The following is a 26,270-nucleotide window of genomic DNA, read 5'->3' as shown; positions in this document are numbered from 1 at the left end:
GAGTCCGCTATAAGCACCGAAGCCCCGCTTGGAAAGCCCCGCGCGACCTCTTGCCCCGGTCAAAGGATCAGCGGCGTCAGGTCTTCCGCTGCAAAACGGCGCAGGACGGCGGGGTAAAGCCTATGTTCGGCCACAAGGACACGGGCGGCAAGGCTTTCGGCGGTGTCGTCCGGCAACACCGGCACTCGCGCCTGACCTAGGATCGGCCCGGCATCGAGTTCGGCGGTAACCTCATGAACGGTGCAGCCTGCCTCGGTATCGCCCGCGTCAATCGCGCGCTGATGGGTATGGAGGCCGGGATATCTGGGCAAAAGTGACGGGTGGATATTCAGCATCCGCCCTTCGAAATGGCTGACAAAGCCGGGGGTCAGGACGCGCATGAACCCGGCAAGACAAAGGATATCCGGGTGCGCTGCTTCAATATGGGCCTGAAGTGCAGCCTCGAATGCCGCGCGGTCGCGGCCATAGGGGCGATGATCCACCGCCACCACCGGCACGCCAAGCGCTGCGGCCTTTGCCAGACCGCTTGCAGACGGATCGTTTGATGCCACCAGCACAGGCCGCGCCGGATGGTCGCCAGTCATCGACCGCACCAGTTCCAGCATGTTGGAGCCACCCCCGGAAATCAGGATGGCAACGCGCTTCACAGCAGGCGGCCCTTGTAGATGACCCCCTGCCCCGCAACTACGCGGCCGATGCGGGTCACAGTTTCACCTTCAGCGGTCAGAAGGTCGGCAATCGCATCTGCCCGATCTTCGGCCACCACAAGCATCATCCCCAACCCGCAGTTGAAGGTCTTGAGCAACTCTGCCTCGGCCATCCCCGCGGTTTCGGCCAGCCAGCGAAAGACCGGCGGCAAGGTCCATGTGGAAAGGTCGATCTCGCAGGCAAGCCCGTCAGGCAGCACACGCGGCGGGTTCTCGGTCAGCCCGCCCCCGGTGATATGGGCAAGCGCGTGAACCCCGCCCGCCCGCACCGCCGCCAGCGTCTGGCGGACATAAAGCCGGGTCGGGGCCAAGAGCGCGTGGCCCAGCGTGCCGTCCGAGAACGGCGAGGCTGCGTCCCAGCCAAGGCCCGACAGTTCCACCACCTTGCGCACGAAGCTGTAGCCGTTGGAATGGACCCCGTTCGAGGCAAGGCCCAGCAGCACGTCGCCTTCGGCCACATCCGCCGGAAGCGCCGCGCCGCGTTCCATCGCGCCCACGGCGAAACCGGCAAGGTCGAAATCGCCCTTGTGATACATGCCCGGCATCTCCGCCGTCTCACCGCCGATCAGCGCGCAGCCACTGTCTGCGCAGCCCTTGGCGATGCCGGTGATGATGCGGGTGGCCTGATCAAGCTCCAGCTTGCCGGTGGCGAAATAGTCAAGGAAGAACAAGGGCTCGGCGCCCTGACACACAAGGTCGTTGACGCACATCGCCACCAGATCGATGCCGATCGTATCGACAAGCCCGGTGTCGATGGCGATCCGCAGCTTGGTGCCGACCCCGTCGGTCGCGGCCACCAGAACCGGGTCGGCATAGCCCGCCGCCTTCAGGTCAAACAGCGCCCCGAACCCGCCAAGCCCGCCCATCACGCCCGGCCGGCTGGTCGCCTTGGCAGCAGGCTTGATCCGGTCCACAAGCGCGTTCCCGGCGTCGATATCCACGCCCGCATCCGCATAGGTCAGCCCGTTCGGTCCCTTGGCCATCCCGCATCCCTTTATCCGCTGGAGTGTCGCGTGGTCGCTACACCAAGACGGGTGCAGCGGCAACCGCAGCCTTGACCGCCCGGCGCCAGAGTTTACTGCTGGGGCAGACGTCGGGCGTGGGCATTCGGGGACAGGTGAGTGTCGGAAATCCTGCAAGACCTTTATCAGACGTTCTTCGGTGCCTCGCTGGTGATAGCGCCGGGGTATCTGCTGCTGGCCGTCGCCGCCGCCTGGCTGGTCTATCGCGGGCGCCGGATGACCGGCGGGTTCTGGCGCTGGCTGGTGCCGAAAGAGATCTACCTGCATCAATCCCACCTGATCGACATTCAGCTTTTCGCCATTTCACGCGGGTTTGCGGCCTTTGGCATCCTTGGTGCGCTGACCCTGACCACGGTGATCGCGACCTTTGTCGCGGGTGTCATGCCCGCACCGATCCTTGCACCGCACAGCCTTGGGCCGGTCATGCTGGCGCTGATTCTGTGGGTGCCAACGGATTTCGCCAATTACTGGATGCACCGGTTCTATCACCGCTGGTCGGCGATCTGGCCGCTGCATGCCGTCCACCACAGCGCCGAGGTGCTGACCCCCTTCACTACCTACCGCCAGCATCCGGTTGGCATCGTGGTGTCCACCCTTGTGCAATCGTCGATCATCGGGGTGGTTCAGGGCGTTCTGGTCGGAGCCCTCAGCCCCGAGACCGCGGTGGCCCAGATCGCCGGGATAAACGCCTGCTTCGTGCTGGCCAATGCAGCCCTTGCGGCCCTGCATCATTCGCATGTCTGGCTCAGCTACGGGCCGGTACTGGAACGTCTGATCATCTCGCCCGCGCAGCACCAGATCCATCACAGCCGCGATCCGGCGCATTACGGCAAGAACTTCGGCAATTCGCTTGCGGTCTGGGACTGGATGTTTGGCACGCTTTACATCGTGCGGGGCGATGAAACGCTGACCTTCGGCCTTGCGGAAGATGCGGAAAAGCCTCTGATGACACAGAGGCTTGGTCCGATCCTGTGGGATCCGGTCAGGCGCATGCTGCGCCTTGCCGGACAAGGCCGATCCAACGGATAGGTCCGGTCTATTCGTCGGTCGTTTCCGGGTCAGCCTTCGGCTTGCCCATCTTGCCACTGTTGACCGCCAGCAGCACCGCGCCGATCACCAGCAAGACTAGAAGGGCCGAGTCATTACCACTGGAACTGTCAACGACTGGCGGATCCGGCGGCATGACCACATCACCGGCAAATGCCGAGGCGGCCGAAAAAATCGTCGTCATGGCAAGCATGACCTTGGACTTGAACGCCATCACGTATGCCTAGCTCCCTCAAAAATATTGGCTTTTAAGTTCGCTGACGGTAGCAGGGCCAAAGCGGCGCACAAGATGATTCCTTCATGCTTTGGCTTGACCCGCCTGCCATCTCTGCTAGGCACAAGCGCCATGGGCCTGTAGCTCAATTGGTTAGAGCAGGGCGCTCATAACGCCTTGGTTGGGGGTTCGAGTCCCTCCGGGCCTACCAAGACTTGCTCCTGAGGGGATCCCTCCCCACCCTATGAGTAGGAGACGACCGTGTCGGAGTTCTGGTTCAAGCCGAAAACCCATGGTTACGGCGCCGCGCCGCGCAACTGGAAGGGCTGGGCAGCCATTCTGCTGGTCATCCTGGTCAGCCTTGCGCTGGTGGGTTGGCTTCTGCTGTTGCCGCTTGCGTCGGGGAACGTGCCGTCGCTGGGTCGGATCCTGTTGTTTCTGGTGCTCGACGTGGCTTTGATCATCGCTTTCATCGTCATTGCCCGAAAGAAGACCGACGGCGACTGGCGCTGGAGATGGGGTGGAAAGTGAAGCTTGGCGAGGTTTCCTTCTGGTATGCCGATATCGGGCTACCCTACCGCCGGGCGCCGCTTTCGGGCGATACCTCGGCAGACGTGGCAATCATCGGGGCGGGCTATACCGGTCTATGGGCCGCCTATTACCTGAAACGCGCCAATCCCGGGCTTGATGTTCTGGTGATCGAAAAGGATTTCGCGGGTTTCGGCGCGTCGGGGCGCAATGGGGGCTGGCTGACGGGCGGGTTCGCATGGAACCAGGCGCGCTATCTGCAATCCTCATCCGAACATGCCGTCCGCGCCATGGTTGAAGCGATGAACGGCACCGTGGATGAGGTGATCCGAGTAGCCGAAGCCGAAGGGATCGACGCAGACATCCGCCGCACCGAAGAACTGATGGTTGCGACAAGGCCCGCGCAGGTTGACCGCCTTCGCGCCGAGGTGGCGCATCGCCGCCACTGGGGCGAAGAGGACCGGGTGTTCGAAATGGGGGCGGCCGATCTGGCGGACCGCATTCGCATTCCCGGCGCGCTTGGGGCGATGGTGGTGACCAATGTTGCCCGGGTGCAGCCGGCAAAACTGGTGCGCGGGCTGGCGGCGCTTGTGGAAAGGATCGGTGTGCGGCTGGTCGAAGGCACCACTGTCACGGGTTACGAAAAGGGTCTGGTCAGCACCGATCGTGGCACGGTACGTGCGCCGGTGATCCTGCGCTGCACCGAAGGCTTCACCGCCGGGCTGCCGGGGCGCAAGCGCGAATGGTTGCCGCTGAACTCCGCCCAGATTGCCACCGAACCGCTGCCGGAAAGTGTCTGGGCCGAAATCGGCTGGTCCGGCCATGAGATTGTCGGCGATTTTGCCAATGCCTATTGCTACTGCCAGCGCACGAGGGAAGGCCGGATCACCGTTGGCGCGCGGGGTGTACCGTATCGGTTCGGCTCAAACCTTGACACCAATGGCGCGCCGGACGCCGAGACGATCCACCGCCTGACCGCGATCCTGCGCCAGCATTTTCCGGCGGCCCATGCGGCCAGGATCGACCATGCGTGGTGCGGTGTTCTTGGTGTGCCGCGTGACTGGTGCGCGACCGTGGGGCTTGATCCGGCCACCGGGCTTGGCTGGGCCGGGGGGTATGTCGGGGTGGGCGTTTCCACCTCGAACCTTGCCGGGCGGACGCTGGCCGACCTTGCCCTTGGGCGCGACACCGATCTTGTGCATCTGCCCTGGGTGAACCGCCGCGTTCGGGAATGGGAACCGGAACCGTTCCGCTGGCTTGGCGTGACGGGCATGTATGCCCTGTTGAACGCCGCCGACCGGCTTGAGGCGCGGCCCGGCGCGGGGCCGTCGCGGCTGGCCAGACTGGGCAATCTTCTGACCGGGCGCGGCTGACTTCTACCGCCCGCGACGGCGCTTGCCTGACCTGCCCGCGCTTGGCATAACCTTGCGCATGAACACGCCCATCTCCCTTGATCGCCGCCAGTTTCTTGCCCTTTCGCTGGCCTTCGCGGCGACGCCGGCGCAGGCAGCAAGCCGCGAGGCGCTGGCGCGGGACATTCTGGTCACCTGGCACCGGCTGGTGCTGGAACTGATCCGCCACACTGCCACCTATTCGCCGCCCGTTGCCAGCCGCGCCTTCGCCTATCTGGGCATCACCGCACATGAGGCACTGGCGGCAGCAAACCCGGCGCTGATCTCGCTTGCCGGTCAGGTGACCGATCTTGCGCATGCGCCCACGCCTGCCGGACTGACCGATCCGGCCACGGTCCTGCATCATGCCTTGTCGGCGGCCACGGCGGTCTTGTTCGGCAACACCGGCCCAACTGGCCAGCGCGCCCATGCGGCGCTGACCGATCAGCTTGGCGCAAGGGTCGCTGATGGGCTGGAGGCGGCCCTGCACGGGCGAAGCGTGGCGCATGGTGCGGCGGTCGCGGCCCATATCCTTGCATGGGCTGCCAATGACGGCGGCGCGCAGATCGAGAACATGGGTTTTCCCCGCAGCTACAGCGCAGGCGCTCGGCCGCAGGACTGGGTGCCAACCAGCCTGATCCGCCAGCAGCAGGCGCCACTTTTGCCCGACTGGGGCGGCAACCGCCCCTTCGCCATGCCCACCGCCACCGCCTGCGGTATTGCCCCGCCGCCAGACTATGATGAAACCCCGGGCTCTGCCTTTCACGCGGCAGCGCTTGAGGTGGTGGATATCAGCCGCAACCTGACCGATGAACACAAGCTGATCGCGCGGTTCTGGTCGGATGATCCGATGCTGTCACCCACACCTCCGGGCCACTGGATCTGCATCCTTCTGGACATCGCCGACCGAGACGCGTTGCCGGTCGAGGTCATCGCCGGCGCGCTTGCAAGGTTGGGCGTGGCGCAGGCCGATGCCTTCATCGCCTGCTGGGCCACCAAGTTCGAGGTCAACCTTCTGCGCCCGGTCACCTATATCCGGCGGGTGATCGACCCCGTATGGGAGCCTTTGCTGATCACCCCACCCTTCCCGGAATATCCCTCGGGCCACAGCACCCAATCGGGTGCTGCCGCAACCGTGCTGACCGCGATATTCGGGGACGGGTTCGCCTTTGACGACGCCACCCATGTCGATGATGACCTGCCGGTGCGCCGCTTCGCCTCGTTCTGGGACGCGGCGGAAGAGGCTGCAATGTCAAGGCTTTACGGCGGCATCCACTTTCGCTTTGGCAATGCGGCGGGGCTGGCGCAGGGGCAATGTGTCGGCGCCCATGCCGCTGCCCTTCGGACCATTGCATGATCCGCGCGCTGGTCTTTCTGGCCATGGCCGGCCCGCTGGCGGCAGAACCTGTTGTCCCGGTTTTCGCAGACGAGACGGCAAGTTCAGGGATCGACACGATCTATGAGGGCGACTGGGAATATATGGTCGGCGGCGGGGTCGCGAGCTTTGATTGCTCGGGCGACCGGTTTCCCGACCTCTTCGTGTCAGGTGGCGCGGGGCCATCGGCGCTTTACATCAACCGCAGCGCCCAAGGTGGGCAACTTGTCTTCGAAAAGACCGATGAGCTGACACTGGATGCGGCGATCGGGGCCTATCCCCTCGACATCGACAGCGACGGTGTGATGGACCTTGTGGTCCTGCGGCTTGGGGAAAACCGGCTGTATCGCGGCCTTGGCGATTGCCGGTTCGAGGATGCGACCACCGCCTGGGGCTTTGACGGCGGCGATGCATGGTCCACCGCCTTTGCCGCGATCTGGGAACGTGGGGCCGACTGGCCCACATTGGCCATCGGCAACTACCTTGACCGCTACGAGACCGCTTTTCCGTGGGGATCTTGCACCGACAACTGGCTGCACAGACCACAACGCGGGCCAAAAAACGCAGCCATGGGCTTTGCCCCCCCCCTGCCCCTGACCCCGTCTTTCTGCGCACTGTCGCTGCTGTTCACCGACTGGAACCGGTCCGGCCACCCGTCGCTGCGGGTGTCGAACGACCGCGAGTATTACAAGGGCGGGCAGGAACAGCTTTGGCACCTTGAACCCGGCCAGCCCCCCCGGCTTTACACCGAGGGTGAAGGCTGGAACCGGCTGCGGATCTGGGGGATGGGCATCGCCTCGGCCGACATCAACCGTGACGGCTTTCCCGATTACTACCTGACCAGCATGGCCGACAACAAGTTGCAGGTGCTGACCAACCCCGCCGACGGCGTACCGGTCTTTTCCGACATCGCCTTCCGCCTTGGCCTGACCGCGCACCGGCCCTACATCGGCGATGACCTCAACCCCTCGACCGCATGGCACCCGCAGTTTGCCGATGTGAACAACGATGGCCTGCTGGACCTGTTCGTCGCCAAGGGCAATGTGGCGCGCATGCCGGACTTTGCGGCGATGGACCCGAACAACCTGCTGCTTCAGCGTGCCGATGGCACCTTTGTCGAGGCGGGCGACCGGGCCGGGGTCGGCAGTTTCGGCATCGCCCGCGGCGCGCAGCTGGTGGACTTCAATCTGGACGGCAGGCTTGATCTGGTGGTTGTGAACCGCTGGACCACGGCCGAGATCTGGCGGTCGGCCGGTGATCTGGATGGCAACTGGCTGCAACTTCGGCTGCATCAGCCCGGCACCAACCGCGATGCAATCGGGGCGGTGATCGAGATCCGGCGCAGCGAGGCAACCGAGCGGCACGAGATCACCTCGGGTGGCGGTCATGTCAGCGGATCGTCAGGCTGGCTTCACTTCGGACTTGGCAACGCCGAGCAGGCCGAATTGCGAGTCATCTGGCCCGAGGGCAAGGCTGGAGACTGGCAGGCGCTTGACGCCGGAACCTTCCAGATCCTGCGGCCGGATCAACCACCTGTCCTGTGGCAGCCGGACTGAACCGGACGGCGAATCAACGCCAAAGCCGCCACTTCGCGCAGAGCGGGCATTGCTGATGCTGCAGGACCGCAAAGGATGAAGGGGCAGGCAGGCATCCCTCTGCAACCGTTGTCTTTCTTGCAACAGTGCAGGTGCAGAAACTGCCGCAAGACGCGCCTGCTGCCGAACGCCGCCCGTTTCAGTTTCTTCCTGACTTATCAGTCCATTGTCCACATTCTTTGGATCATGTGGGCCGAATGGCAGGCTGGCGGTTCATTGCTCAGGCTGGCAGTCGGCTGGATATCCCGGGGGAGACGCCTCTGAATCACCACGATTTCCGCTTAACTTCACTGGACGAAATGACAAGTCTGGTTGCATGTCCCGCCCCACCCGTTCACGCTGTGACGAATGTGACAGGTCTATGACAGCTGTTTTCAAACGCTGAATCGGCCAGCCAACCACCCGGCCAAAGTATTGCGTGTGATGGCAGCAGACTGGAAATGAAGACGATGCCCGGCCCAACCCAGATTGATCCGCGCCAGGACGCCTCACCCTATCAGGTCGATCCTGACGTCTTTGCCGACGATCTGAAACAAGGCACCCAGTTGCTGGGTGGCCAGTATACCATCCTTGGCTTCCTGAACTCTGGCGGGTTCGGCATCACCTATCTTGCGAAGGATTCGCTGGAGCGGACCGTTGTCATCAAGGAATGCTTTCCCAATGCGCTTTGCCGACGCAGCAGCTCTATCGTGCGCGCCCGGTCGCGCAAGCACACCGGCGAATTGCGCAGTTTCGTGGAAAGCTTCATGGAAGAAGCGCGCAGCCTGGCAAAGCTGGTTCACCCCAACATCGTCGGCGTCCATCAGGTCTTCGAGGACAATGACACGGCCTACATGGCCATCGATTTCGTCAACGGCAAAGACCTGCAAGACATTCTTGAATCGACCGATCAGGCCTTCACACCAGATGAAATCGTGGTCCTGCTGAAAAAGATGCTCAGCGCGGTGGAGTTCATCCATCAGGCCGGAATCCTGCACCGCGACATCTCGCCCGACAACATCCTGATCGACGAACACCGCAACCCCGTGCTGATCGATTTTGGCGCCGCCAGCGAACAGGTGGCACGGGCAACGCGTGTGCTGACCGGGCGCAGGGTGGTCAAGGACGGCTATTCTCCGCAGGAATTCTACCTGACCGGGGCGGAGCAAAGCCCGTCAAGCGACCTTTATGCCCTTGGGGCAACATTTTACCATGTCATCACGGGCAAGGCCCCACCTGAAAGCCAGCGACGGCTGGCGCAGGTCGCAGAAGGCTCGCCCGATCCGTATCAGCCGCTGGCCGGGCGGTTCCCGGGCTATCCGCTGGGGTTTCTGGAAGCCATCGACAAGGCCACCCGCGTTTTGCCACGCGACCGCATCGCAAGTGCGGGCGCATGGCTTGAACTGATCCGCCTGGGCGAAGAGGGGCTGACGCCTGAACCAGACACCGACACGCCCAAGCCCGATGCCACAAGAGACCGGGCGGAAAAGTCGGCGGCAAGAACCTACCTTGCCGACAACATGGGCTTCGTCATCGGTGCTGGTGCGGTATTCGTGCTGGCAGCTTTGGCCGGACTCTGGTCCCTTCTCACCTGAACGGCGCTAATGCTTGACAGAAGGCTGGGTTGAATGATCCCTCGGCCCTGCAACAAGGGGGCTGGTGGTGTTCGATCTGGTGATCTTCGATTGTGACGGCGTGCTGATCGACAGTGAAATCATCAGCGCCCGCATGCTGATCTCAGAGCTTTCCCGGCTTGGTGTGCATGTCGACCTTGACTATGTGTCGCGGCATTTCCTTGGTCGCAGCTACCCGACCGTCATGGCACAGATCCGCCGTGAATTCGGGCTGGACCTGCCGCCGGCCTTTGAAGACCAGTATCGCGAGCGCCTGCTGGATGCCTTTGAGCGCGATCTTCGGGTGATGCCGGGCGTGACCGAAGTGCTGGACGCGCTTTCGGTTCCGTTCTGTGTGGCCACCTCGTCCTCTCCGCGCCGGGCCGCGATATCCCTGACCCTGACCGGACTGCATGATCGGGTCGGCGACCGGCTTTTCACCGCAAGTCAGGTTCAACACGGCAAGCCGGCCCCGGATCTTTTCCTGTTCGCTGCCGCCAGCCTTGGGGTCGATCCTGCGCGGACCCTTGTGATCGAAGATAGCCGCCCCGGTCTGCGCGCGGGCCTCGCGGCCGGAATGCAAGTCTGGCACTTTACCGGTGGCAGCCACTTTGCGGGCAGACATCCGGCAAGTGACGACCAGGATGATGCCCGACCACAGCGACGATTTGACACCTTCGCCGATTTCTTTGAAACAACCCCCGCCTTGCGGAGAGCAAAATGAGCCGCCACGAACCAGAACCCACCTTGCATGACGATGCCGCCCGGGCGGGCTGGCTTTATTATGTCGGCGGGATGACGCAGGATCAGATCGCCGCCGAACTGGGTGTCAGCCGGCAGCGTGCGCAACGCCTTGTTTCGCGGGCGATGGCCGAAGGACTGATCCATGTCCGCCTGAACCACCGGATCGGCGCATGTCTCGACCTTGAAGCCGCGCTGCGCGACCGCTTTGGTCTGACAAGGGCGCGGGTTGCGCCCGGGCTTGGGGCCGGGGCCGACCCGGTGCGCGCCATCGCTCCGGCCGCGGCGGCGGAAATTGAACGGTTTCTGCGGATGCCCGACCCCCTTGTGATCGCGCTTGGAACCGGGCGGGCCATGCGTGGCATGGTCGATGCCATGGCCGAAGTGACCGCCCCCCAACACCGCCTTGTGTCGCTGATCGGCAACATCGCTCCAGACGGGTCTGCCTCTTTCTTTGATGTGGTCATGCGGATTGCCGACAAGGTTCGCGCCCCGCATTATCCGATGCCGGTGCCGGTGATCTCGACCACCGCCGCCGAGAACGACGCTTTCCACGCCCTTGCCCCGGTGCGCCGCGTGGTTGAACTGGCCACGGCGGCGGACGTGGTCTTTGTCGGCGTTGGCCAGATGTCGAATGACGCGCCGCTTCTGGCAGATGGCTTCGTCACCCGGGCCGAGTTGGACGAGATGCAGGCAGCCGGTGCGGCTGGTGAAGTGGCAGGCTGGGTATTCGATTCGGATGGCAATTATCTGGATGTCGGCACCAATACCCGCACTGGCGGCGTACGTGTGGCGCGTGGCCTTGCCCGACCCGCGATCGGCATTGCTGCGGGTGCATCAAAGGCTCCGGCGATCCGAGCCGCGCTAAAATCCCGCATCATCAATGGCTTGGTAACAGACGAGGAGACCGCCAAGCTCCTACTGTCGCTGGTCTGACCTTCGCAGTTGCGGCGGAAGACAGGGCTTGACGACTCTGGGCAAAATGTGAGCATTTACCCACTTAGCGATGATTTGCTCATACGCTTGTCCAGGGAGGATACCATGACACTGACGCTACGCGCGCTTCTTGGCGCGACGGTTTCGCTTACCCTCGCAGGGGCTGCGATGGCCGAAACCACCATCACCGTCGCCACCGTGAACAACGGCGACATGGTCCGCATGCAGGGCCTGATGGATGACTTCTATGCCAAGCACCCCGACATCAAGGTCGAGTGGGTGACGCTGGAAGAGAACGTCCTGCGCCAGAACGTGACGACGGACATTGCCACCGGCGGTGGCCAGTATGACGTCATCACCATCGGCACCTACGAGGTTCCGATCTGGGCCAAGCAGGGCTGGCTGGAAAGCCTGAATGACCTGCCGGCCGACTATGACATCGACGACCTTCTGCCCGCGATCCGCGGCGGTCTGACGGTCGACGGCAACCTCTATGCTTCGCCCTTCTACGGCGAATCGTCCTTCGTGAACTACCGCAAGGATCTCGCCGAAAAAGCGGGGGTCACCATCCCTGACGCGCCGACATGGGACGACATCAAGGCCGCAGCCGCCGCGATGACCGACACCGACGCAGGCATCTACGGCATCTGCCTGCGCGGCAAGGCCGGCTGGGGCGAGAACATGGCCTTCCTGACCACCATGGCCAACAGCTATGGCGCGCGCTGGTTCGACGAAAACTGGGTTCCCCAGTTCGACCAGCCGGAATGGAAAGCCGTGATGACCGACTATGTCGAACTGCTGACCAAATACGGTCCGCCCGGCGCTTCGAACAACGGCTACAACGAAAACCTGACGCTGTCGCTGCAAGGCAAATGCGCGATGCGCATGGACGCCACCGTTTCGGCAGGCTCGCTGACCGATCCGGCCCAGTCCGAATTTGCCGATCAGGTCGGCTTTGCTCTGGCCCCCGATGCCGGTCTTGGCAAGCGTGCGAACTGGCTTTGGGCCTGGTCGCTGGCGATCCCGGCCTCGTCGGATGCCAAGGAAGCCTCGAAGGCTTTCGTGAACTGGGCAACCAACAAGGACTACATCGCCCTTGTCGCGTCGAAAGAAGGCTGGCGCAACGCCCCTCCGGGCACCCGTACCTCGCTCTATTCCAACGCGGAATACGCAGCCCTGCCCTTCGCCAAGATGACGATCGACAGCATCAACGCGGCTGACCCGACCAATCCGGCCACCAAGCCGGTGCCTTACGTCGGCGTGCAGTTCGTCGCGATCCCCGAGTTTGCCGGTCTGGCGACCAGCGTTGGCGAGATCTTCTCGGCTGCCCTTGCAGGTCAGAAATCCGTTGATGACGCCCTTGCCGAAGCGCAGGCTCTGGCGGTGGATGAAATGACCACTTCCGGCTACATCAAGTAAGACCACGAACCCGGCCCGACATCGGGCCGGGTTCCCCTCTTTCTCCCCCCGCAGGTTCCAGGATGCGGTGGGTTTGCCCGGTCGTAACCCATCCATCTGGATCAGCTTAACCCCTGAAGCGGAGACACACCCGTGGCAACGCAATCCTCACGCCTTGCAGCGCGCCTGATGGTCGCACCCTCTGTCATCGTCCTGCTTGTCTGGATGGCGATCCCTCTGGCGATGGCGATCTACTATTCGTTCCGGCTCTATCGGCTCATCTCGCCCGAGCGGACCGGCTGGGTCGGTTTTCGGAACTATACCTGGTTCATCAACTCGCCCGAATTCTGGATGGCGATCTCGAACACGCTTCTCTTGGTCGGCGGCGTTCTGGCCATCACGATCGTCTTCGGAACCCTGATCGCGCTGCTGATCGACCAGCCGATCTGGGGTCAGGGGCCGTTGCGGATCCTGGTGATCTCGCCGTTCTTCGTCATGCCGCCCGTGGCCGCCTCGATCTGGGAAAACCTGTTCATGCACCCCCAGAACGGCATGTTCGCGTCCTTCGCGCAGGGTCTTGGGATGAAACCGATCCTTTTCATGGAAAGCTACCCTATGGCCTCGGTGATCTTCATCGTCGCCTGGGAATGGCTGCCCTTCGCCACGCTGATCCTTCTGACCGCGCTGCAATCGCTGTCGTCCGAACAGCTTGAGGCCGCCGAGATGGACGGGGCAAGCGCCGTCAGCCGGTTCCGCTACATCATCCTGCCGCACATGACCCGGGCGATCACCGTGGTCATCCTGATCCAGACGATCTTCCTTCTGGGCATCTTCGGCGAGATCTTCACGACCACCCAAGGCGGCCCCGGTTCGGCCTCTACCACGCTGCCCTACATGATCTTCAAACAGGCGATCGCGGCCAAGGACATCGGGCGCGCCGCAGCCGGCGGGATCATCGCGGTGATCCTGGCCAATATCGTGGCCTACTTCCTGATGCGCGGCATTGGCCGGCATCTGGACGCCTGAAGGAGCACCCGACATGGCACGCAGCCTTAGCCCCCGCCGCAAGATGATGATGACCCTGTCCGCCTGGACCGTGGCGCTGATCATCTTCTTTCCCGTCCTCTGGATGATCCTTACCAGCTTCAAGACCGAAGTCTCCGCCGTCGCCTCGCCGCCACAACTGTTCACCGCCGACTGGACGCTGGACAACTATGCCGAGGTCTGGGCGCGGTCCGACTACCCGCGCTTCTTCTGGAACTCGGTCGTCATCTCGGTCGGCTCCACGCTGCTGGGTCTTGCCATCGCGATCCCCGCCGCCTGGGCCATGGCCTTCGTGCCGGGCAAGCGGACCAAGGATCTGCTGATGTGGATGCTGTCCACCAAGATGATGCCCGCCGTCGCGGTGATGATCCCGATCTACCTGATCTTCCTGCGGACCGGCCTGATCGACACCCGCATCGGCCTTGTCATAGCGCTGATGCTGATGAACCTGCCGATCATCATCTGGATGCTCTACACCTACTTCAAGGAAATCCCCGCCGAGATCCTGGAAGCGTCGCGTATGGACGGGGCCTCGCTCTGGGGTGAGATCGTCTACGTCCTGACCCCGATGGCACTGCCGGGCATCGCCTCAACCTGCTTGCTGAACATCATCCTGGCCTGGAACGAGGCGTTCTGGACCATCGTGCTGACCACCACCAAGGCGGCCCCCCTGTCGGCCTTCATCGCCAGCTTCTCGGCACCGCAGGGACTTTTCTACGCGAAACTTTCGGCAGCCTCGGCCATGGCCATCATGCCGATCCTTATCCTTGGCTGGTTCAGCCAGAAACAACTCGTCCGCGGCCTGACCTTCGGCGCGGTGAAGTGAGGGAAACATGGGACAGATCACACTCAACCAGGTCCGCAAATCCTTTGGCGAGGTGGACGTCATCCCCGGTGTCGATCTTGACATCAAGGACGGTGAATTCGTCGTCTTCGTCGGCCCCTCGGGCTGCGGCAAGTCCACCCTCCTGCGCCTGATCGCGGGGCTGGAGGATACCACTTCCGGCACCATCTCGATCGACGGCAAGGACGCCACCGCCCTGCCCCCGGCAAAGCGCGGCCTTGCCATGGTGTTCCAAAGCTATGCGCTTTACCCGCATATGTCGGTGAAGAAGAACATCGGCTTTCCGCTGAAGATGGCCGGGATGGACCCGGCAGAGGCTGAAAAGCGCATCCAGCGCGCGGCCTCGGTCCTGAACCTGACGAACTACCTTGACCGCAAGCCCGGCCAGTTGTCCGGCGGCCAGCGCCAGCGTGTCGCCATCGGTCGCGCCATCGTGCGCGAACCTGCCGCGTTCCTTTTTGACGAGCCGCTGTCGAACCTTGACGCCGCCTTGCGCGTCGGCATGCGGCAGGAAATCAGCGAGCTGCACCAGTCGCTGAAAACCACGATGATCTATGTGACCCACGACCAGGTCGAGGCGATGACCATGGCCGACAAGATCGTGGTGCTGAACGCGGGCCGCATCGAACAGGTGGGCTCTCCGCTAGACCTTTATCACAACCCCAAGAACGTCTTCGTCGCCGGCTTCATCGGCAGCCCGAAGATGAACCTGATCGAGGGGCCAGAGGCCGCAAAGCACGGCGCCCACACCATTGGCGCGCGTCCCGAACACATCACCGTCGGCGACGGCCCCTGGGAAGGCGTGGTCGGCCTGTCGGAACATCTCGGCTCCGACAGCTTCATCAAGGTCGATGTCCCGGGCATCGGCATCATCAACGTGCGCGGGTCGGGCGAGTTGGGCGTTCACCACGGCGACCGGGTGAAGCTGAACCCCGCCGGCAAGATCCACCGCTTTGACGCAAACGGGTTGGCACTGGCATGAGACTTGCAGGCAAGACCGCCCTGATCACCGGGGCCGCGCGTGGCATCGGGTTCGAGTTTGCTCGCGCCTATATCGCGGAAGGCGCGACGGTGGCACTGGCCGACGTGAACGCCGCCGCCGTGTCGCTGGCGGCACAGAAGCTGGGGCCAAAAGCGCACCCCATCGTGATGGACGTGACCGATCAGACCAGCATCGACGCCGGTTTCGCCGAAACGGTGCGCCGGATGGGCCAGCTTGATATCTTGATCAACAACGCAGCCCTGTTTTCTGCGGCCCCCATCGTCGAAATCACCCGGGCGGATCATGACCGGCTCTTCGCCGTCAACGTCGCAGGCACCCTCTTTGCCATGCAGGCCGCCGCCCGTCACATGATCCCACGGGGTGCCGGGACGATCATCAACATGGCCTCGCAGGCCGGGCGGCGCGGCGAGGGACTCGTCGCCGTCTACTGCGCCACGAAGGCTGCCGTCATCTCGCTCACCCAGTCGGCGGGCCTCGACCTGATCCGCCACGGCATCAACGTCAATGCCATCGCCCCCGGTGTGGTCGACGGCGAACACTGGGACGGGGTGGATGCCTTCTTCGCGAAATACGAAGGCAAGGCCCCCGGCCAGAAGAAGCGCGAGGTCGGCGCCGCCGTCCCCTTCGGCCGCATGGGGACAGCCCAAGACCTGACCGGCATGGCAATCTTCCTTGCCACGCCCGAAGCGAAATACATCGTCGCCCAATGCTTTGGCGTGGACGGCGGCAACTGGATGGCCTGACAATGCAAGCGCACCTCCCCGCCCCGCAACTCCCCGCCTATGACCGCTCAAAGCTGACCCCCGGCATCGTCCACATCGGGCTTGGCAACTTTCACCGCGCCCATATGGCCGTCTACCTCGACGACCTTTTCGCCCTGGGTGAGGGTCACGACTGGGCCATCCTTGGCGCCGGTGTCCGTGAAGGTGACGCCCGCATGCGCGATGCCCTCAAGTCACAGGACTGCCTCTCTACCATCATCGAGCTTGACCCTGCCGGCAAATCCGCCCGCCGCATCGGCAGCATGATCGACTTTCTGCCGGTCGAGGCTGACAATGCATCCCTCGTCGCCGCGATGACCCGGCCGGAAATCCGCATCGTCTCGCTGACCGTGACTGAAGGCGGCTATTTCATCGACCCCGCGACCGGCAAGTTCGACCCGAACGCCCCCGACATCGCCGCCGACGCCCCGAATCCCCACCGCACCGCCTTTGGCGCGATGATCGCCGCCCTGAAGGCAAGGCGCGCGAACGGAACGCCCCCCTTCACGGTGATGAGCTGCGACAACCTGCCCGGCAATGGCGAGGTCACGAAATCCGCTGTCGTGGGCCTTGCCCGCATCAAGGATCCCGCGCTGGCCGATTGGATCGCGACGCATGTCGCTTTCCCCAATGGCATGGTCGACCGCATCACCCCCGCCACCGGCCCCCGCGAACGCGAGATGGCCGCCGCCTTCGGACTTGGCAATGATCCGGTCCCTGTCACCTGCGAACCCTTCCGCCAATGGGTGCTGGAAGACAATTTCCCCACCGGCCGCCCGCCGCTGGAAAAGGTCGGCGTCACCTTCACCCCCCACGTCCACGCCTATGAGGCGATGAAGATCCGCATCCTGAACGGCGGCCACGCGACCATCGCCTATCCCGGCGGGCTGATGGATATCGAATATGTCCACGAGGCCATGGCCCATCCCCTGATCCGGGGCTTCCTTGACAAGGTCGAGACGGAAGAGATCATCCCCTACGTCCCCCCCGTCCCCGACACCAACATCCCCGACTATTACCAGCAGATCGTCGCGCGCTTCTCCAACCCCGAGATCGCCGACACCGAGCGCCGCCTTTGCCTCGACGGATCGAACCGCCAGCCGAAGTTCATCATCCCCGCCCTGCGCGACGCGCTGGCGGCGGGGGGCAGGATCGACGGCCTCGCGCTCGTCTCGGCGCTCTGGTGCCGGTATTGCTACGGGGTGACCGACAGCGGCACCGCGATCCCGCCGAACGACCCGAACTGGGATTATCTGCAAGCCCAATCGAAGGCCGCCAAGGACGCCCCCGTGGTCTGGTTGCAGATGAAGCCGATCTATGGCGATCTGAACAAGGACGTGCGGTTCGTCGCGGCCTTCACCAAGGCGCTGAATGGCCTTTGGGCGAAAGGCACGGCAGAAGTCTTGCGGGGCTATATCGGGCGCGGCGCAGTTTAGTGCTACCCTAAACCCCCAGGGCGCGGAACACCTTCGGCAGTTCTTCGGCCAGATCCTCGGCGATCAGGCCGGGGCCAAAGGACAGCGCAGCCTCCACATGCAGCCATGCCCCGGTGCAGGCCGCATCAAACGGGCCGCCCCCCCGCGCCAGAAGCCCGGTGATGAACCCGGCCAGCACATCCCCGGCCCCGGCGGTCGCAAGCCAAGGTGCCGCACGGTCATAATGGGCCGAGTTGATGGCGCAGCGGCCCGTGGGGTCGGCGATCACCGTGTCGGGGCCTTTGTAAAGGACCACGCAGCCCGCCCGTGCGGCAGCCTCGCGGGTGGCATCGACCTTGGAATAGGCGGGGCCCTTGGTGGCGGGGGCCGCGAGCTTCTCGGCGATGTCGGGGAAGAGGCGGGCGAATTCTCCGGCATGGGGGGTGAGGACGCATCCGTCGTGCAGGGCGGCGAAGAGGTCGGGGGTTTGCGACAGAATCGTGAAGGCGTCGGCGTCGAGGACGAGGTTCGGTCGGGTGTGCCGGTCTGAAGCCCGGCCTACAGCGGATGTAGGCCGGGCTTCAGACCGGCGTTCACCCAACGCCACCCCCACTAACCCCGCTTCCCGCGCAGCGGTCCCCATCCCCGGCCCAAGGCACAGCGCATTGATCCGCTGATCCTCCAGCACTCCGGCAAGAGCCGCCCCATCCGCCACCCCCCGCAGCATCACCGCATCCAGCCGTGCGGCGTTTTCGGGGATGGCGTCCAACGGACACCCCACCGTCACCACACCCGCCCCGATCCTGAGCGCCCCCCGCGCCGCAAGCCGCGCCGCCCCGCCGCGACCGGAGGGGCCGGAAAGGATAAGGGCGTGGCCATGGGCGTATTTGTGGGCGTAGATCCGCGCTTTCTTCAGCATGGGATGAGCGCCCTGAATGGCGGTGACCCGTTCCTGCCTTTTCGACGCCATGTCCGGAAGACCGATATCGCAAACAGCGACACGACCACAAAAGTATGGGCCGTCGGCCAGCATGTGTCCGGGCTTTGGACGGTGAAAAGTTACGGTCAGGTCCGCTCGACGAGGCCACTTTCCCAGTGAACGGCCAGAGTCGGCGCAAAGACCAGATGGCGTATCCACAGCGACGTACCTGCCGACGCTTTCATCCAGCTTGTCGTCAAGCGATCGCAAGAGTGTGGCAATCGCTCCTTCCAAGGGGCGCGAAAGGCCAATCCCGAAAAGCGCATCAATCAAGACCTGATCGACAGCTTGAGCAATGAGGAACACAGCATCCTCAGCGCCCTTCTCGGTGTCAAAGGGTATGACCTCCCCCATCCCCACCCAGCGCTCATAGTTCGCCCGCGCGTCCGGCGGCAGGCGCTCCGGGTCGCCGTAGAGGAAGACCTCCACCTCCCAGCCCCACTCTTTCAACAGCCGCGCGACGACAAACCCGTCGCCGCCGTTGTTGCCAGGGCCGCAGAGGACCACTGCCCGGTGCGAGGTGGCGCGCAGTTCCGGCCATTCCTCGAAGATCGCCTCGACCACGCCCCGCCCGGCGCGTTCCATCAGCTCCAGGCCCGTGACCTCGCCCGAGGCGATTGCCGCCTGCTCAATGGCCCGCATCTGCGCTGCGGTCAGGAGTTCGGTCATTCTTTCGGCACCCCGTTTATATTCAGCCTATTTTTTAGCCGCATCGCACAAATTTACAGCGCCCGCCCGAATTTACCCTGCCAAGGCCGCGATGCCAAACCCTCTCACATTGTCCCCCCTGCAGGGAAGTGATCAGACGGGCAAAGACGGAAAGTAAGGGGGGAGTCGGCCCATGAAGAAAGTCGAGGCGATCATCAAGCCATTCAAGCTGGATGAAGTGAAAGAAGCGCTTCAGGAAGCCGGAATCCAAGGCTTGACCGTGACCGAGATCAAGGGCTTCGGGCGCCAGAAGGGCCACACCGAACTTTATCGCGGCGCGGAATATGTCGTGGACTTCCTGCCCAAGGTGAAGATCGAGGTCGTGCTGACCGACGATATGGTCGATGCCGCCGTGCAGGCGATCATCTCGGCCGCGCGCACCGACAAGATCGGCGACGGCAAGATCTTCGTCACCCCCATCGAACAAGCCATCCGCATCCGCACCGGCGAAACCGGTGATGATGCCGTTTGACCTGCGACCCGGGAATTTTTGGCGAAAATTCCTAGGCGGAACCTGACACCGGGCCTGACCGCCCAAAGCGAAACGTTAACCGAAAGGCAGCATGATGAGCGCAGTAGCGAAAGCTCTGAAACTGATGAAGGACGAAGACGTCGAATACGTCGACATCCGCTTCACCGACCCCAAGGGCAAACTCCAGCACGTCACGCTGGTTGTCGATCTTGTGGATGAGGAATTCTTCGAGGAAGGCTTCATGTTCGACGGCTCGTCGATCGCGGGCTGGAAATCGATCGACCAGTCCGACATGAAGCTGATCCCCGATCCGGCTTCGGTCTACATCGACCCATTCTACGCCGAAAAGACCATGTGCGTGCATTGCGTCGTGGTGGAGCCCGACACCGGTGAGGCTTACAGCCGCTGCCCGCGCCAGACTGCACTGAAGGCCGAGGCTTACCTCAAGTCCTCCGGTGTTGGCGACGCCGCCTATTTCGGCCCGGAAGCGGAATTCTTCCTGTTCGACGACGTGCGCTACTCGGTCACCCCGCGCAAGGTGGCCTATGAGATCGACGCCGAGGCTGCTGCCTGGAACACCGACACCGTGACCGAAGGCGGCAACTACGGCCACCGCGCGGGCCACAAGGGCGGCTATTTCCCGGTCAACCCGGTGGACGAAGCCCAGGACATCCGCGGCGAGATGCTGTCCACGATGAAGCGGATGGGCATCAAGGTCGACAAGCACCACCACGAGGTTGCGACCTGCCAGCACGAACTTGGCATGATCTTCGGTGGTCTGGTCGAACAGGCCGACAACATCCAGAAGTACAAGTATGTGATCCACAACGTGGCCCACGCCTACGGCAAGACCGTGACCTTCATGCCAAAGCCGATGAAGGGCGACAACGGGTCGGGGATGCATGTCAACATGTCGATCTGGAAGGGCGGCAAGCCCTTGTTCGCAGGCGACAAATATGCTGATCTTTCGCAGGAAGCCCTGTGGTTCATCGGTGGCATCCTGAAGCACGCCAAAGCGCTGAACGCGCTGACCAACCCGTCCACCAACAGCTACAAGCGCCTGATCCCCGGCTTTGAAGCCCCGGTTCTGCGCGCCTATTCGGCCCGCAACCGGTCGGGCTGCGTCCGTATTCCGTGGACCGAATCGCCGAAGGCCAAGCGTGTCGAGGCTCGTTTCCCCGATCCGGCAGCCAACCCCTATCTGGCTTTCGCGGCCCTTCTGATGGCTGGCCTTGACGGCATCAAGAACAAGATCGACCCGGGTCCGGCTTCGGACAAGGATCTTTACGATCTGCCGCCGGAAGAACTGGCCGAAATCCCGACCGTCTGCGGCTCGCTGCGCGAGGCGCTGGAGGAACTGGAAAAGGACATGGACTTCCTCTTGGCGGGCGACGTGTTCACCAAGGACCAGCTGGAAGGCTATATCGCGCTGAAGTGGGAAGAGGTTTACGCCTACGAACACACACCGCACCCGGTCGAGTATCAGATGTATTACAGCTGCTGATCCATCCGGCACTACCATGCGAAAGGGCGCCCCCGTGGCGCCCTTTTTCACATCCTGCGATTGAACGGCCAAGGGCTGATGCCTATCCTTGGAGCTGGATCAAGTGACAGGCACTGGCGATGAAAGATTCCCCCAACCGTCGGAAGCCTGACGAGGGCAAACCGAAGATCTGGATCTCGGGCGGCCAGCGCCCGCCGTTCGACCTTCGCGCTTTCGGGCGGGCCAGCCTGCATCTGACGCGCAGCGCCGTGGCCCCGCTTCTGGCGTGGATGGCCGGAGGTTTGCGTCAGGCCGCTGTCAACATCGCAGCAGGGTCGGGACGCATCCCCGAAGCGCGGCTTGGCCGGGCGGCCCGGTTCGTGCCGTCGCACCGGCGCGTTGCGGCCTGGGTGCAGAACCTCGCGGCGACCCTTGCCCATGCAAGCGCCACCGCCGACCCTGATGTGAAACGCGGCAATACGCTGGTGACGCGGATCGAGCCGTATCTCTGGCCGGAGGGCGTGGAAACGCCTGACCGTGGCTCACCCATTCAGGCTGCTTCAGAGACAGGCACACCCCCCGCCAATCCCGCCCCGGTCGTTCTGGCTCAACCGATGCAACCCGGTGATGACCCCTTGCGCGGGATCCGCGATGATCTGGAAGACGGCAAGAGCGCGACCGCAGGCCCGCCCGTTGACGCGCCGCCTGCCCCGCCCGGACCGGTGGCAACGACGGCCATTCAGGTATCGGGCTATCTCTTTGGCTGGGCCGCCATCCTGATCGCGTTGCCCTTTGGCCTTGGCCATGCCGGCTGGAAGCACATCAAGGGCGAAGACCTGCGCAAGATCGGGGCCGGGGACTGATCAGCCAAGCGTGCGTTGCAGGAAGGCCAGCAGATCGGCCAGCACCTTGCCGGACTCGAAAGGTTCGCCGCCATGGCCCGCCCCGGGAACCAGCGCGAAATCGACGGCGGCACCGGGGTCAGTCGCCAGCCAAGCGTTGCGCAACCGGGCTGATTGCAGGTCCGCAACCATTGGGTCGGCATCGCCGTGCCGGATGAACAGCGGCGGCAGCGGCCCGCTGATCCGCTCCAGTCGACCCACCGGGCCTATGGCCCGCGCGGTGGCCCGGTCGCTGCCGATGGCAAAGCCCAGCAACCGGCTTTCGGCGCTGTCGGCCACATCGACAGCCCCAAGCGGTGCGACCCGCCCAAGGGTCGCCATATCCTCATCCATCGTCGAAAAATCCATTGGGCCGAACAGGCTGACCACTCCTTTCGGCGGCAGTCCGACCTCGACAAGGCTGAGCCCCGTGGACACCGCAAGGAAGGCCCCGGCTGACTGGCCCAGCAGCACCACACGCGACGGATCAAGCCCAAGGGCCACCCCGTTGCGTTGCAGATGCACGATCGCGGCCAGACAATCTTCGGCCTGCGCGGGCCAAAGATCGGTGCCGGACAACCGGTAATTCACCCGCACGACGGCGACGCCTGCCGCAAGCACCTCGGGCGGGATGGCCATGTCGGTCTTGTCACCCATCAGGAACGCGCCGCCGTGGATCATCACCAGAACCGGAAACGGCCCGGCCCCCGCAGGCAGCGTCACATCCAGCACTTGTCGCGCGCCGGGACCATAGGCCACATCGACTGGCCCACGACCGCCCAAGCGCCACCAGCCAAGCCCCGCCACGGTTGCAAACACACCTGCCCCAAGCAGGCTGCGCCGGATGATCCCCGTCATGTCAAACTCCGTGCCGTGTAGTTTCTGGTCGACCGTCAATGCACCGCGTCGCGCAGCGCGGCAAGTTCAGCCGCCGTCACGGTTCCGGCATCCACCACATAGGTATGAATGGTGAAGACCACGGCCCTTGTGGCAGGCAGCCGCAGCAGGCACTGACGCTCGCACCGGATATAGACATGGTCTGTCGGCTGCAGCCGCTTCTCGCCCTCAATCCGGGGTTGGTGCAGCACAAAATCGTCATAGGTCAGGTAGTTCATCCGCCAAAGCGGTTGTTCGGGGCGGATTGCATCAAAGAGGCGGTTCACCCGTCGGCCCATGTCGGCATCATAGACATCGACCGGGTCGTGAATTCCGGTCATCGGGCGGCCAAGCTTTTGTGCAAGGCTCCAGCTGGCGGGAAAGCACAGGATTGCCCCGGTCAGCCGGTATTCCCCGCCATCCGATTGCATGAGGCACAGATCCTCTTGCACCAGCCGCCCCAGCGTCAGCAGGGGTCGGGCCGGGTCAAGCGGCACCTCCACCCCGTCGGGCCGGCGCGCAGATTGCGTGGCGATGGCAAAGCCCGGTGCCTGACGCAACCAGTCAAGGGTGGCGGCGTAAAGCTCGTCCGCTGCGGGGCTTGCTTCTGGCAGTAGTGCATGCACCACATCCGCCTGCCCCGCGATCAACCGGTCGCGCAGGGCCATCTGCGGGGCATAGGCCGTGTCAGTGCGCAGCCAGTCGCGCCCCTCGACCGGCAATATCCCCGGCAGCCGCCGGGTGCGCGGGTCCATCCATGGCAGAAAGGGAAGCCGGTCTTGCAGGATCGGCGCGTCTTGCATCGGGGTCACCATGGCCCCTTTCACCATGCCCGCCGCAAGGCTGCAACCCGGCCCGTTTGCGACAATCACCGTCGCCCATGGCGAAGCCTTGCCCCACCGCCCCGTCAAGCTGGCACAAAAGCCGGAGCGTCTGATGACCACCTACCACCGCGACCGCCGCAAGATCGACCCGACCCGCGAAGACCGCCTTGGCGACGGCACCCCGAACGACAATGACCGGGTGGAAATCGGCCCGACCCAGCTGGCCTTCAAGGAATGGCAGGCGGCGGGTCTTGCCTTGCCGAACCTCCAACAGATGCGGCATGATCGCTGGCAGAAACTGACGCAGGCCTTGGTCGCGCGTGAGTATGGCGGCCTTCTGATGTTCGACCCGCTGAACATCCGCTACGCGACCGACACCACCAACATGCAGCTTTGGAACACCCACAACCCGTTCCGCGCCTGCCTCTTGTGCGCCGATGGCCATATGGTCATGTGGGAATACAAGAACGCGCCCTTCCTTGTGACCTTCAACCCCCTGGTCAAGGAACTGCGGTCCGGTGCCACGTTCTTTTACAACTCCACCGGCGACCGGGGCATCGAAGCCGCCCGCAGCTTTGCCGCGCAAGTGGATGAGGTGATGCGCGAACATGCCGGCTCCAATCGGCGGCTGGCGGTGGACAAGATCATGGTCCACGGCCTGCGCGCGCTGGAGGCGGCAGGCTTTACCGTCGAGGAAGGCGAGGAAGTCACCGAACGCACCCGCGCGATCAAGACGCCGGATGAAATCCTTGCCATGCGCTGCGCCCACCACGCCTGCGAGGCAGGGATCGCGGAGATGGAGGCATTCACCCGCGAAAACGTGCCGAAGGGCCACGTCAGCGAGGACGCGATCTGGGCCGAACTCCACGCCGCAAACATCCGGCGCGGCGGCGAATGGATCGAGACGCGGCTGCTGGCCTCCGGTCCGCGCACGAACCCGTGGTTTCAGGAATGTGGGCCGCGCATCGTCCAGCCCGGGGAGATCGTTGCCTTCGACACCGACCTGATCGGCGCTTACGGCTTTTGCATCGACATCAGCCGGACGTGGTGGATTGGCGACAGCCGCCCTTCAAACGCGATGGTTTCGGCCTTTCATCACGCGCTGGACCACATCCGCGACCATCAGTCCCGCCTTGAACCCGGCGTCACGATCGAGGAACTGGTCAAGGGTGGCCACCAGCTTGCGCCGGAATACTGGCAGCAGAAATATTCGTGCAAGATGCACGGTGTCGGGCTTTGCGATGAATGGCCCTATGTCACCTACCCCGACGGCTGGACCCCGGGCGCTTTTGACGCGGCACTTGAACCAGGGATGGTCCTTTGCGTCGAGGCGCTTGTGTCGCCCGAGGGGGGCAATTTCTCGATAAAGCTGGAAGATCAGGTTCTGATCACCGAAACGGGTTGCGAGAACCTGACGACATATCCGTTCGATCCAAGGCTGATGGGCTAAGCCGCAGCGCCCGATACCCGCCTAAAGCTCCAGCTGTGCGACCAGACCCAGGTGATCTGACCCGAAAGCCCCGCGCGGGCTGACCCGTCCGCCCCGGGGGGCAAAGACGTGGTCAATGGGCAGCCAGAGCCATGGGGAAAATCTTGCAAAGGTTCCCGCTGTCGCGCCGACCGGCCTGACCCTTGCGGCATCGGCGAGCGCGCGCACGGACCATGCCCAGCGCACCATGTTGAAATCACCCCCCATCACGACCGGGCCTTCCAGACCTTCCAGCACTGGCAAAAGGGCGGCAGTATGGTCGGCCTGACGATAGGGCCATGGCCAGTAAAGATGCACCGACACGATCCAGAGCGTCTTGTCATCCCGCATTACCTGCATCGCCGCCAGTCCCGGTGCGCAAACCTCGGCACCCGGGACCGGAACCAGCGATGTCGCCACAGCCGAGCCGCGGCCCTGATCCGGGCAGTGGAGCTGATGGGGAAGCATGTCGCGCAAGGCCTCCAGCAGGGCCTTGTTGGGCCGAGAAACCTCTTGCAGGGTCAGGGCAACGGGTGCCATGGCCCGGATATCGGCCTCAAGACCCAAAAGCTCGGCGTTCCGGAAGAACATGTTCTTTTGGTACAGCGACAGGGTGCCAGGCGGCCCCTGCCAGACATAGGCCAGCGCAACTGGCCCCCCCGCTGTCACCGCCACAACAAGTGACCCAAGCGCGATCCAGCGCATCAGACCGGCCCCCAGCCCCAGGGCGGCAAGCACGATCAGCGCCGCCGCCGCGATCCCTCGGCCAACAGCCAGGGAATCCGCCGCGGGGTGCAGGGCGCCAAGATAGCCCAAGACAATTGCCAACACGGTCAAAACCATCGCAACACCAAGGGCGACGCGGACCAACTTCATCTAGACATCCCTTGCACGGAAACACGCATGCCATCTCCTTGCGCCGGCGGACCGGCGGGTGCAAGGGCTTGGGGGTGGGGCGGCACGCCG

25 protein-coding genes and 1 tRNA gene are annotated in these 26,270 nt (G+C 63.8%); 19 read left to right on the top strand and 7 right to left on the bottom strand.

Annotation, left to right across the window (positions count from 1 at the left end; all coding sequences use genetic code 11):
- Positions 1 to 59: 59 nt before the first annotated feature.
- Positions 60 to 647: a phosphoribosylglycinamide formyltransferase gene (gene purN, locus QUV21_RS00915; protein ID WP_300852498.1), complete on the bottom strand. Its 588-nt coding sequence runs from the start codon at positions 645 to 647 to the stop codon at positions 60 to 62.
- Positions 644 to 1,690: a phosphoribosylformylglycinamidine cyclo-ligase gene (gene purM / locus QUV21_RS00910; protein ID WP_300852496.1), complete on the bottom strand. Its 1,047-nt coding sequence runs from the start codon at positions 1,688 to 1,690 to the stop codon at positions 644 to 646. Before purM ends, purN begins: the two co-directional genes overlap by 4 nt.
- A gap of 138 nt (positions 1,691 to 1,828) precedes the next feature.
- Between purM and QUV21_RS00905 the strand changes: the two genes are divergently transcribed.
- Entirely contained in the window at positions 1,829 to 2,758 is a 930-nt protein-coding gene (locus QUV21_RS00905; protein ID WP_300852495.1) for a sterol desaturase family protein, read from the top strand.
- A gap of 7 nt (positions 2,759 to 2,765) precedes the next feature.
- On the opposite strand, the gene QUV21_RS00900 is transcribed toward QUV21_RS00905, so the two are convergent.
- Positions 2,766 to 2,990 (bottom strand): hypothetical protein, encoded by a 225-nt coding sequence (locus QUV21_RS00900; RefSeq protein WP_300852494.1) that lies wholly within the window; start codon positions 2,988 to 2,990, stop codon positions 2,766 to 2,768.
- A gap of 134 nt (positions 2,991 to 3,124) precedes the next feature.
- On the opposite strand from QUV21_RS00900, the gene QUV21_RS00895 reads away from it, so the two are divergent.
- The 14 genes from QUV21_RS00895 (at position 3,125) to QUV21_RS00830 (ending at position 17,634) form a co-directional block, all read left to right on the top strand.
- A tRNA-Ile gene (locus QUV21_RS00895) sits at positions 3,125 to 3,201 on the top strand.
- 50 nt (positions 3,202 to 3,251) lie between these two features.
- Positions 3,252 to 3,521, top strand: coding sequence for a hypothetical protein (locus QUV21_RS00890; RefSeq protein WP_300852493.1), 270 nt, complete (start codon positions 3,252 to 3,254; stop codon positions 3,519 to 3,521).
- Positions 3,506 to 4,891: an FAD-binding oxidoreductase gene (locus tag QUV21_RS00885; RefSeq protein WP_300852491.1), complete on the top strand. Its 1,386-nt coding sequence runs from the start codon at positions 3,506 to 3,508 to the stop codon at positions 4,889 to 4,891. Before QUV21_RS00890 ends, QUV21_RS00885 begins: the two co-directional genes overlap by 16 nt.
- Before the next feature lie 58 nt (positions 4,892 to 4,949).
- Entirely contained in the window at positions 4,950 to 6,266 is a 1,317-nt protein-coding gene (locus QUV21_RS00880; protein ID WP_300852489.1) for a vanadium-dependent haloperoxidase, read from the top strand.
- Complete coding sequence (locus QUV21_RS00875; protein WP_300852487.1) at positions 6,263 to 7,840, top strand: CRTAC1 family protein; 1,578 nt, start codon at positions 6,263 to 6,265, stop codon at positions 7,838 to 7,840. Before QUV21_RS00880 ends, QUV21_RS00875 begins: the two co-directional genes overlap by 4 nt.
- A gap of 479 nt (positions 7,841 to 8,319) precedes the next feature.
- Positions 8,320 to 9,453, top strand: a complete 1,134-nt coding sequence (locus QUV21_RS00870) for a serine/threonine-protein kinase (protein ID WP_300852484.1) — start codon at positions 8,320 to 8,322, stop codon at positions 9,451 to 9,453.
- Positions 9,454 to 9,517: 64 nt separating this feature from the next.
- Entirely contained in the window at positions 9,518 to 10,195 is a 678-nt protein-coding gene (locus QUV21_RS00865) for an HAD family hydrolase (protein WP_300852482.1), read from the top strand.
- Positions 10,192 to 11,148 (top strand): sugar-binding domain-containing protein, encoded by a 957-nt coding sequence (locus tag QUV21_RS00860; RefSeq protein ID WP_300852480.1) that lies wholly within the window; start codon positions 10,192 to 10,194, stop codon positions 11,146 to 11,148. The genes QUV21_RS00865 and QUV21_RS00860 overlap by 4 nt, the downstream gene beginning before the upstream one ends.
- A 105-nt stretch (positions 11,149 to 11,253) precedes the next feature.
- Positions 11,254 to 12,567, top strand: a complete 1,314-nt coding sequence (locus QUV21_RS00855; protein WP_300852479.1) for a sugar ABC transporter substrate-binding protein — start codon at positions 11,254 to 11,256, stop codon at positions 12,565 to 12,567.
- A 132-nt stretch (positions 12,568 to 12,699) separates the two neighbouring features.
- Positions 12,700 to 13,572 carry a sugar ABC transporter permease gene (locus QUV21_RS00850; protein ID WP_300852477.1) on the top strand — a complete coding sequence of 291 codons (873 nt, stop codon included), beginning with the start codon at positions 12,700 to 12,702 and terminating at the stop codon, positions 13,570 to 13,572.
- A gap of 13 nt (positions 13,573 to 13,585) precedes the next feature.
- A complete protein-coding gene (locus QUV21_RS00845) occupies positions 13,586 to 14,416 on the top strand; it encodes a carbohydrate ABC transporter permease (protein ID WP_300852475.1) in 831 nt (276 codons plus the stop codon).
- A 7-nt stretch (positions 14,417 to 14,423) separates the two neighbouring features.
- Positions 14,424 to 15,416 (top strand): ABC transporter ATP-binding protein, encoded by a 993-nt coding sequence (locus QUV21_RS00840; protein WP_300852473.1) that lies wholly within the window; start codon positions 14,424 to 14,426, stop codon positions 15,414 to 15,416.
- On the top strand, positions 15,413 to 16,180 hold the full coding sequence (locus tag QUV21_RS00835) for an L-iditol 2-dehydrogenase (RefSeq protein WP_300852471.1): 768 nt from the start codon (positions 15,413 to 15,415) through the stop codon (positions 16,178 to 16,180). The genes QUV21_RS00840 and QUV21_RS00835 overlap by 4 nt, the downstream gene beginning before the upstream one ends.
- 2 nt (positions 16,181 to 16,182) lie before the next feature.
- Positions 16,183 to 17,634, top strand: coding sequence for a mannitol dehydrogenase family protein (locus QUV21_RS00830; RefSeq protein WP_300852469.1), 1,452 nt, complete (start codon positions 16,183 to 16,185; stop codon positions 17,632 to 17,634).
- Between the two features lie 7 nt (positions 17,635 to 17,641).
- Here QUV21_RS00830 and QUV21_RS00825 read toward each other — a convergent pair whose 3' ends face one another.
- A complete protein-coding gene (locus QUV21_RS00825; protein ID WP_300852467.1) occupies positions 17,642 to 19,261 on the bottom strand; it encodes an NAD(P)H-hydrate dehydratase in 1,620 nt (539 codons plus the stop codon).
- Positions 19,262 to 19,433: 172 nt separating this feature from the next.
- Between QUV21_RS00825 and QUV21_RS00820 the strand changes: the two genes are divergently transcribed.
- From QUV21_RS00820 to QUV21_RS00810, 3 genes are all read left to right on the top strand, one after another.
- Complete coding sequence (locus tag QUV21_RS00820; RefSeq protein ID WP_300852466.1) at positions 19,434 to 19,772, top strand: P-II family nitrogen regulator; 339 nt, start codon at positions 19,434 to 19,436, stop codon at positions 19,770 to 19,772.
- A 94-nt stretch (positions 19,773 to 19,866) separates the two neighbouring features.
- Entirely contained in the window at positions 19,867 to 21,276 is a 1,410-nt protein-coding gene (gene glnA, locus QUV21_RS00815; RefSeq protein ID WP_300853447.1) for a type I glutamate--ammonia ligase, read from the top strand.
- Between the two features lie 119 nt (positions 21,277 to 21,395).
- Positions 21,396 to 22,118 (top strand): hypothetical protein, encoded by a 723-nt coding sequence (locus QUV21_RS00810; RefSeq protein WP_300852464.1) that lies wholly within the window; start codon positions 21,396 to 21,398, stop codon positions 22,116 to 22,118.
- Here QUV21_RS00810 and QUV21_RS00805 read toward each other — a convergent pair whose 3' ends face one another.
- Both QUV21_RS00805 and QUV21_RS00800 read right to left on the bottom strand, forming a co-directional pair.
- Entirely contained in the window at positions 22,119 to 22,994 is an 876-nt protein-coding gene (locus QUV21_RS00805; protein ID WP_300852462.1) for an alpha/beta hydrolase, read from the bottom strand.
- Positions 22,995 to 23,029: 35 nt separating this feature from the next.
- Positions 23,030 to 23,827, bottom strand: a complete 798-nt coding sequence (locus QUV21_RS00800) for a DUF3445 domain-containing protein (RefSeq protein ID WP_300852460.1) — start codon at positions 23,825 to 23,827, stop codon at positions 23,030 to 23,032.
- Between the two features lie 121 nt (positions 23,828 to 23,948).
- Between QUV21_RS00800 and dddP the strand changes: the two genes are divergently transcribed.
- Positions 23,949 to 25,286, top strand: a complete 1,338-nt coding sequence (gene dddP / locus QUV21_RS00795; RefSeq protein ID WP_300853446.1) for a dimethylsulfonioproprionate lyase DddP — start codon at positions 23,949 to 23,951, stop codon at positions 25,284 to 25,286.
- Between the two features lie 21 nt (positions 25,287 to 25,307).
- Here the strand turns inward: dddP and QUV21_RS00790 are convergent, their stop codons facing one another.
- Positions 25,308 to 26,180 (bottom strand): endonuclease/exonuclease/phosphatase family protein, encoded by an 873-nt coding sequence (locus tag QUV21_RS00790; protein WP_300852458.1) that lies wholly within the window; start codon positions 26,178 to 26,180, stop codon positions 25,308 to 25,310.
- Between the last annotated feature and the right edge of the window lie 90 nt (positions 26,181 to 26,270).

The organism is Tabrizicola sp. (assembly GCF_030373185.1).
Classification (GTDB): domain Bacteria; phylum Pseudomonadota; class Alphaproteobacteria; order Rhodobacterales; family Rhodobacteraceae; genus Tabrizicola.
The sequence above is the reverse complement of the archived record's forward strand: the minus strand, read 5'-3'. Positions and strand labels throughout refer to the sequence as shown.

Coding starts and splice junctions, on each gene's coding strand:
- dddP (WP_300853446.1), top strand. CDS start 23,949: ATGACCACCTACCACCGCGACCGCCGCAAGATCGACCCGACCCGCGAA.
- QUV21_RS00805 (WP_300852462.1), bottom strand. CDS start 22,994: ATGACGGGGATCATCCGGCGCAGCCTGCTTGGGGCAGGTGTGTTTGCA.
- QUV21_RS00845 (WP_300852475.1), top strand. CDS start 13,586: ATGGCACGCAGCCTTAGCCCCCGCCGCAAGATGATGATGACCCTGTCC.
- QUV21_RS00820 (WP_300852466.1), top strand. CDS start 19,434: ATGAAGAAAGTCGAGGCGATCATCAAGCCATTCAAGCTGGATGAAGTG.
- QUV21_RS00855 (WP_300852479.1), top strand. CDS start 11,254: ATGACACTGACGCTACGCGCGCTTCTTGGCGCGACGGTTTCGCTTACC.
- QUV21_RS00840 (WP_300852473.1), top strand. CDS start 14,424: ATGGGACAGATCACACTCAACCAGGTCCGCAAATCCTTTGGCGAGGTG.
- QUV21_RS00870 (WP_300852484.1), top strand. CDS start 8,320: ATGAAGACGATGCCCGGCCCAACCCAGATTGATCCGCGCCAGGACGCC.
- QUV21_RS00825 (WP_300852467.1), bottom strand. CDS start 19,261: ATGACCGAACTCCTGACCGCAGCGCAGATGCGGGCCATTGAGCAGGCG.
- glnA (WP_300853447.1), top strand. CDS start 19,867: ATGAGCGCAGTAGCGAAAGCTCTGAAACTGATGAAGGACGAAGACGTC.
- QUV21_RS00830 (WP_300852469.1), top strand. CDS start 16,183: ATGCAAGCGCACCTCCCCGCCCCGCAACTCCCCGCCTATGACCGCTCA.
- QUV21_RS00790 (WP_300852458.1), bottom strand. CDS start 26,180: ATGAAGTTGGTCCGCGTCGCCCTTGGTGTTGCGATGGTTTTGACCGTG.
- purM (WP_300852496.1), bottom strand. CDS start 1,690: ATGGCCAAGGGACCGAACGGGCTGACCTATGCGGATGCGGGCGTGGAT.
- QUV21_RS00860 (WP_300852480.1), top strand. CDS start 10,192: ATGAGCCGCCACGAACCAGAACCCACCTTGCATGACGATGCCGCCCGG.
- QUV21_RS00800 (WP_300852460.1), bottom strand. CDS start 23,827: ATGGTGACCCCGATGCAAGACGCGCCGATCCTGCAAGACCGGCTTCCC.
- QUV21_RS00900 (WP_300852494.1), bottom strand. CDS start 2,990: ATGGCGTTCAAGTCCAAGGTCATGCTTGCCATGACGACGATTTTTTCG.
- QUV21_RS00880 (WP_300852489.1), top strand. CDS start 4,950: ATGAACACGCCCATCTCCCTTGATCGCCGCCAGTTTCTTGCCCTTTCG.
- QUV21_RS00875 (WP_300852487.1), top strand. CDS start 6,263: ATGATCCGCGCGCTGGTCTTTCTGGCCATGGCCGGCCCGCTGGCGGCA.
- QUV21_RS00885 (WP_300852491.1), top strand. CDS start 3,506: ATGGGGTGGAAAGTGAAGCTTGGCGAGGTTTCCTTCTGGTATGCCGAT.
- QUV21_RS00810 (WP_300852464.1), top strand. CDS start 21,396: ATGAAAGATTCCCCCAACCGTCGGAAGCCTGACGAGGGCAAACCGAAG.
- QUV21_RS00835 (WP_300852471.1), top strand. CDS start 15,413: ATGAGACTTGCAGGCAAGACCGCCCTGATCACCGGGGCCGCGCGTGGC.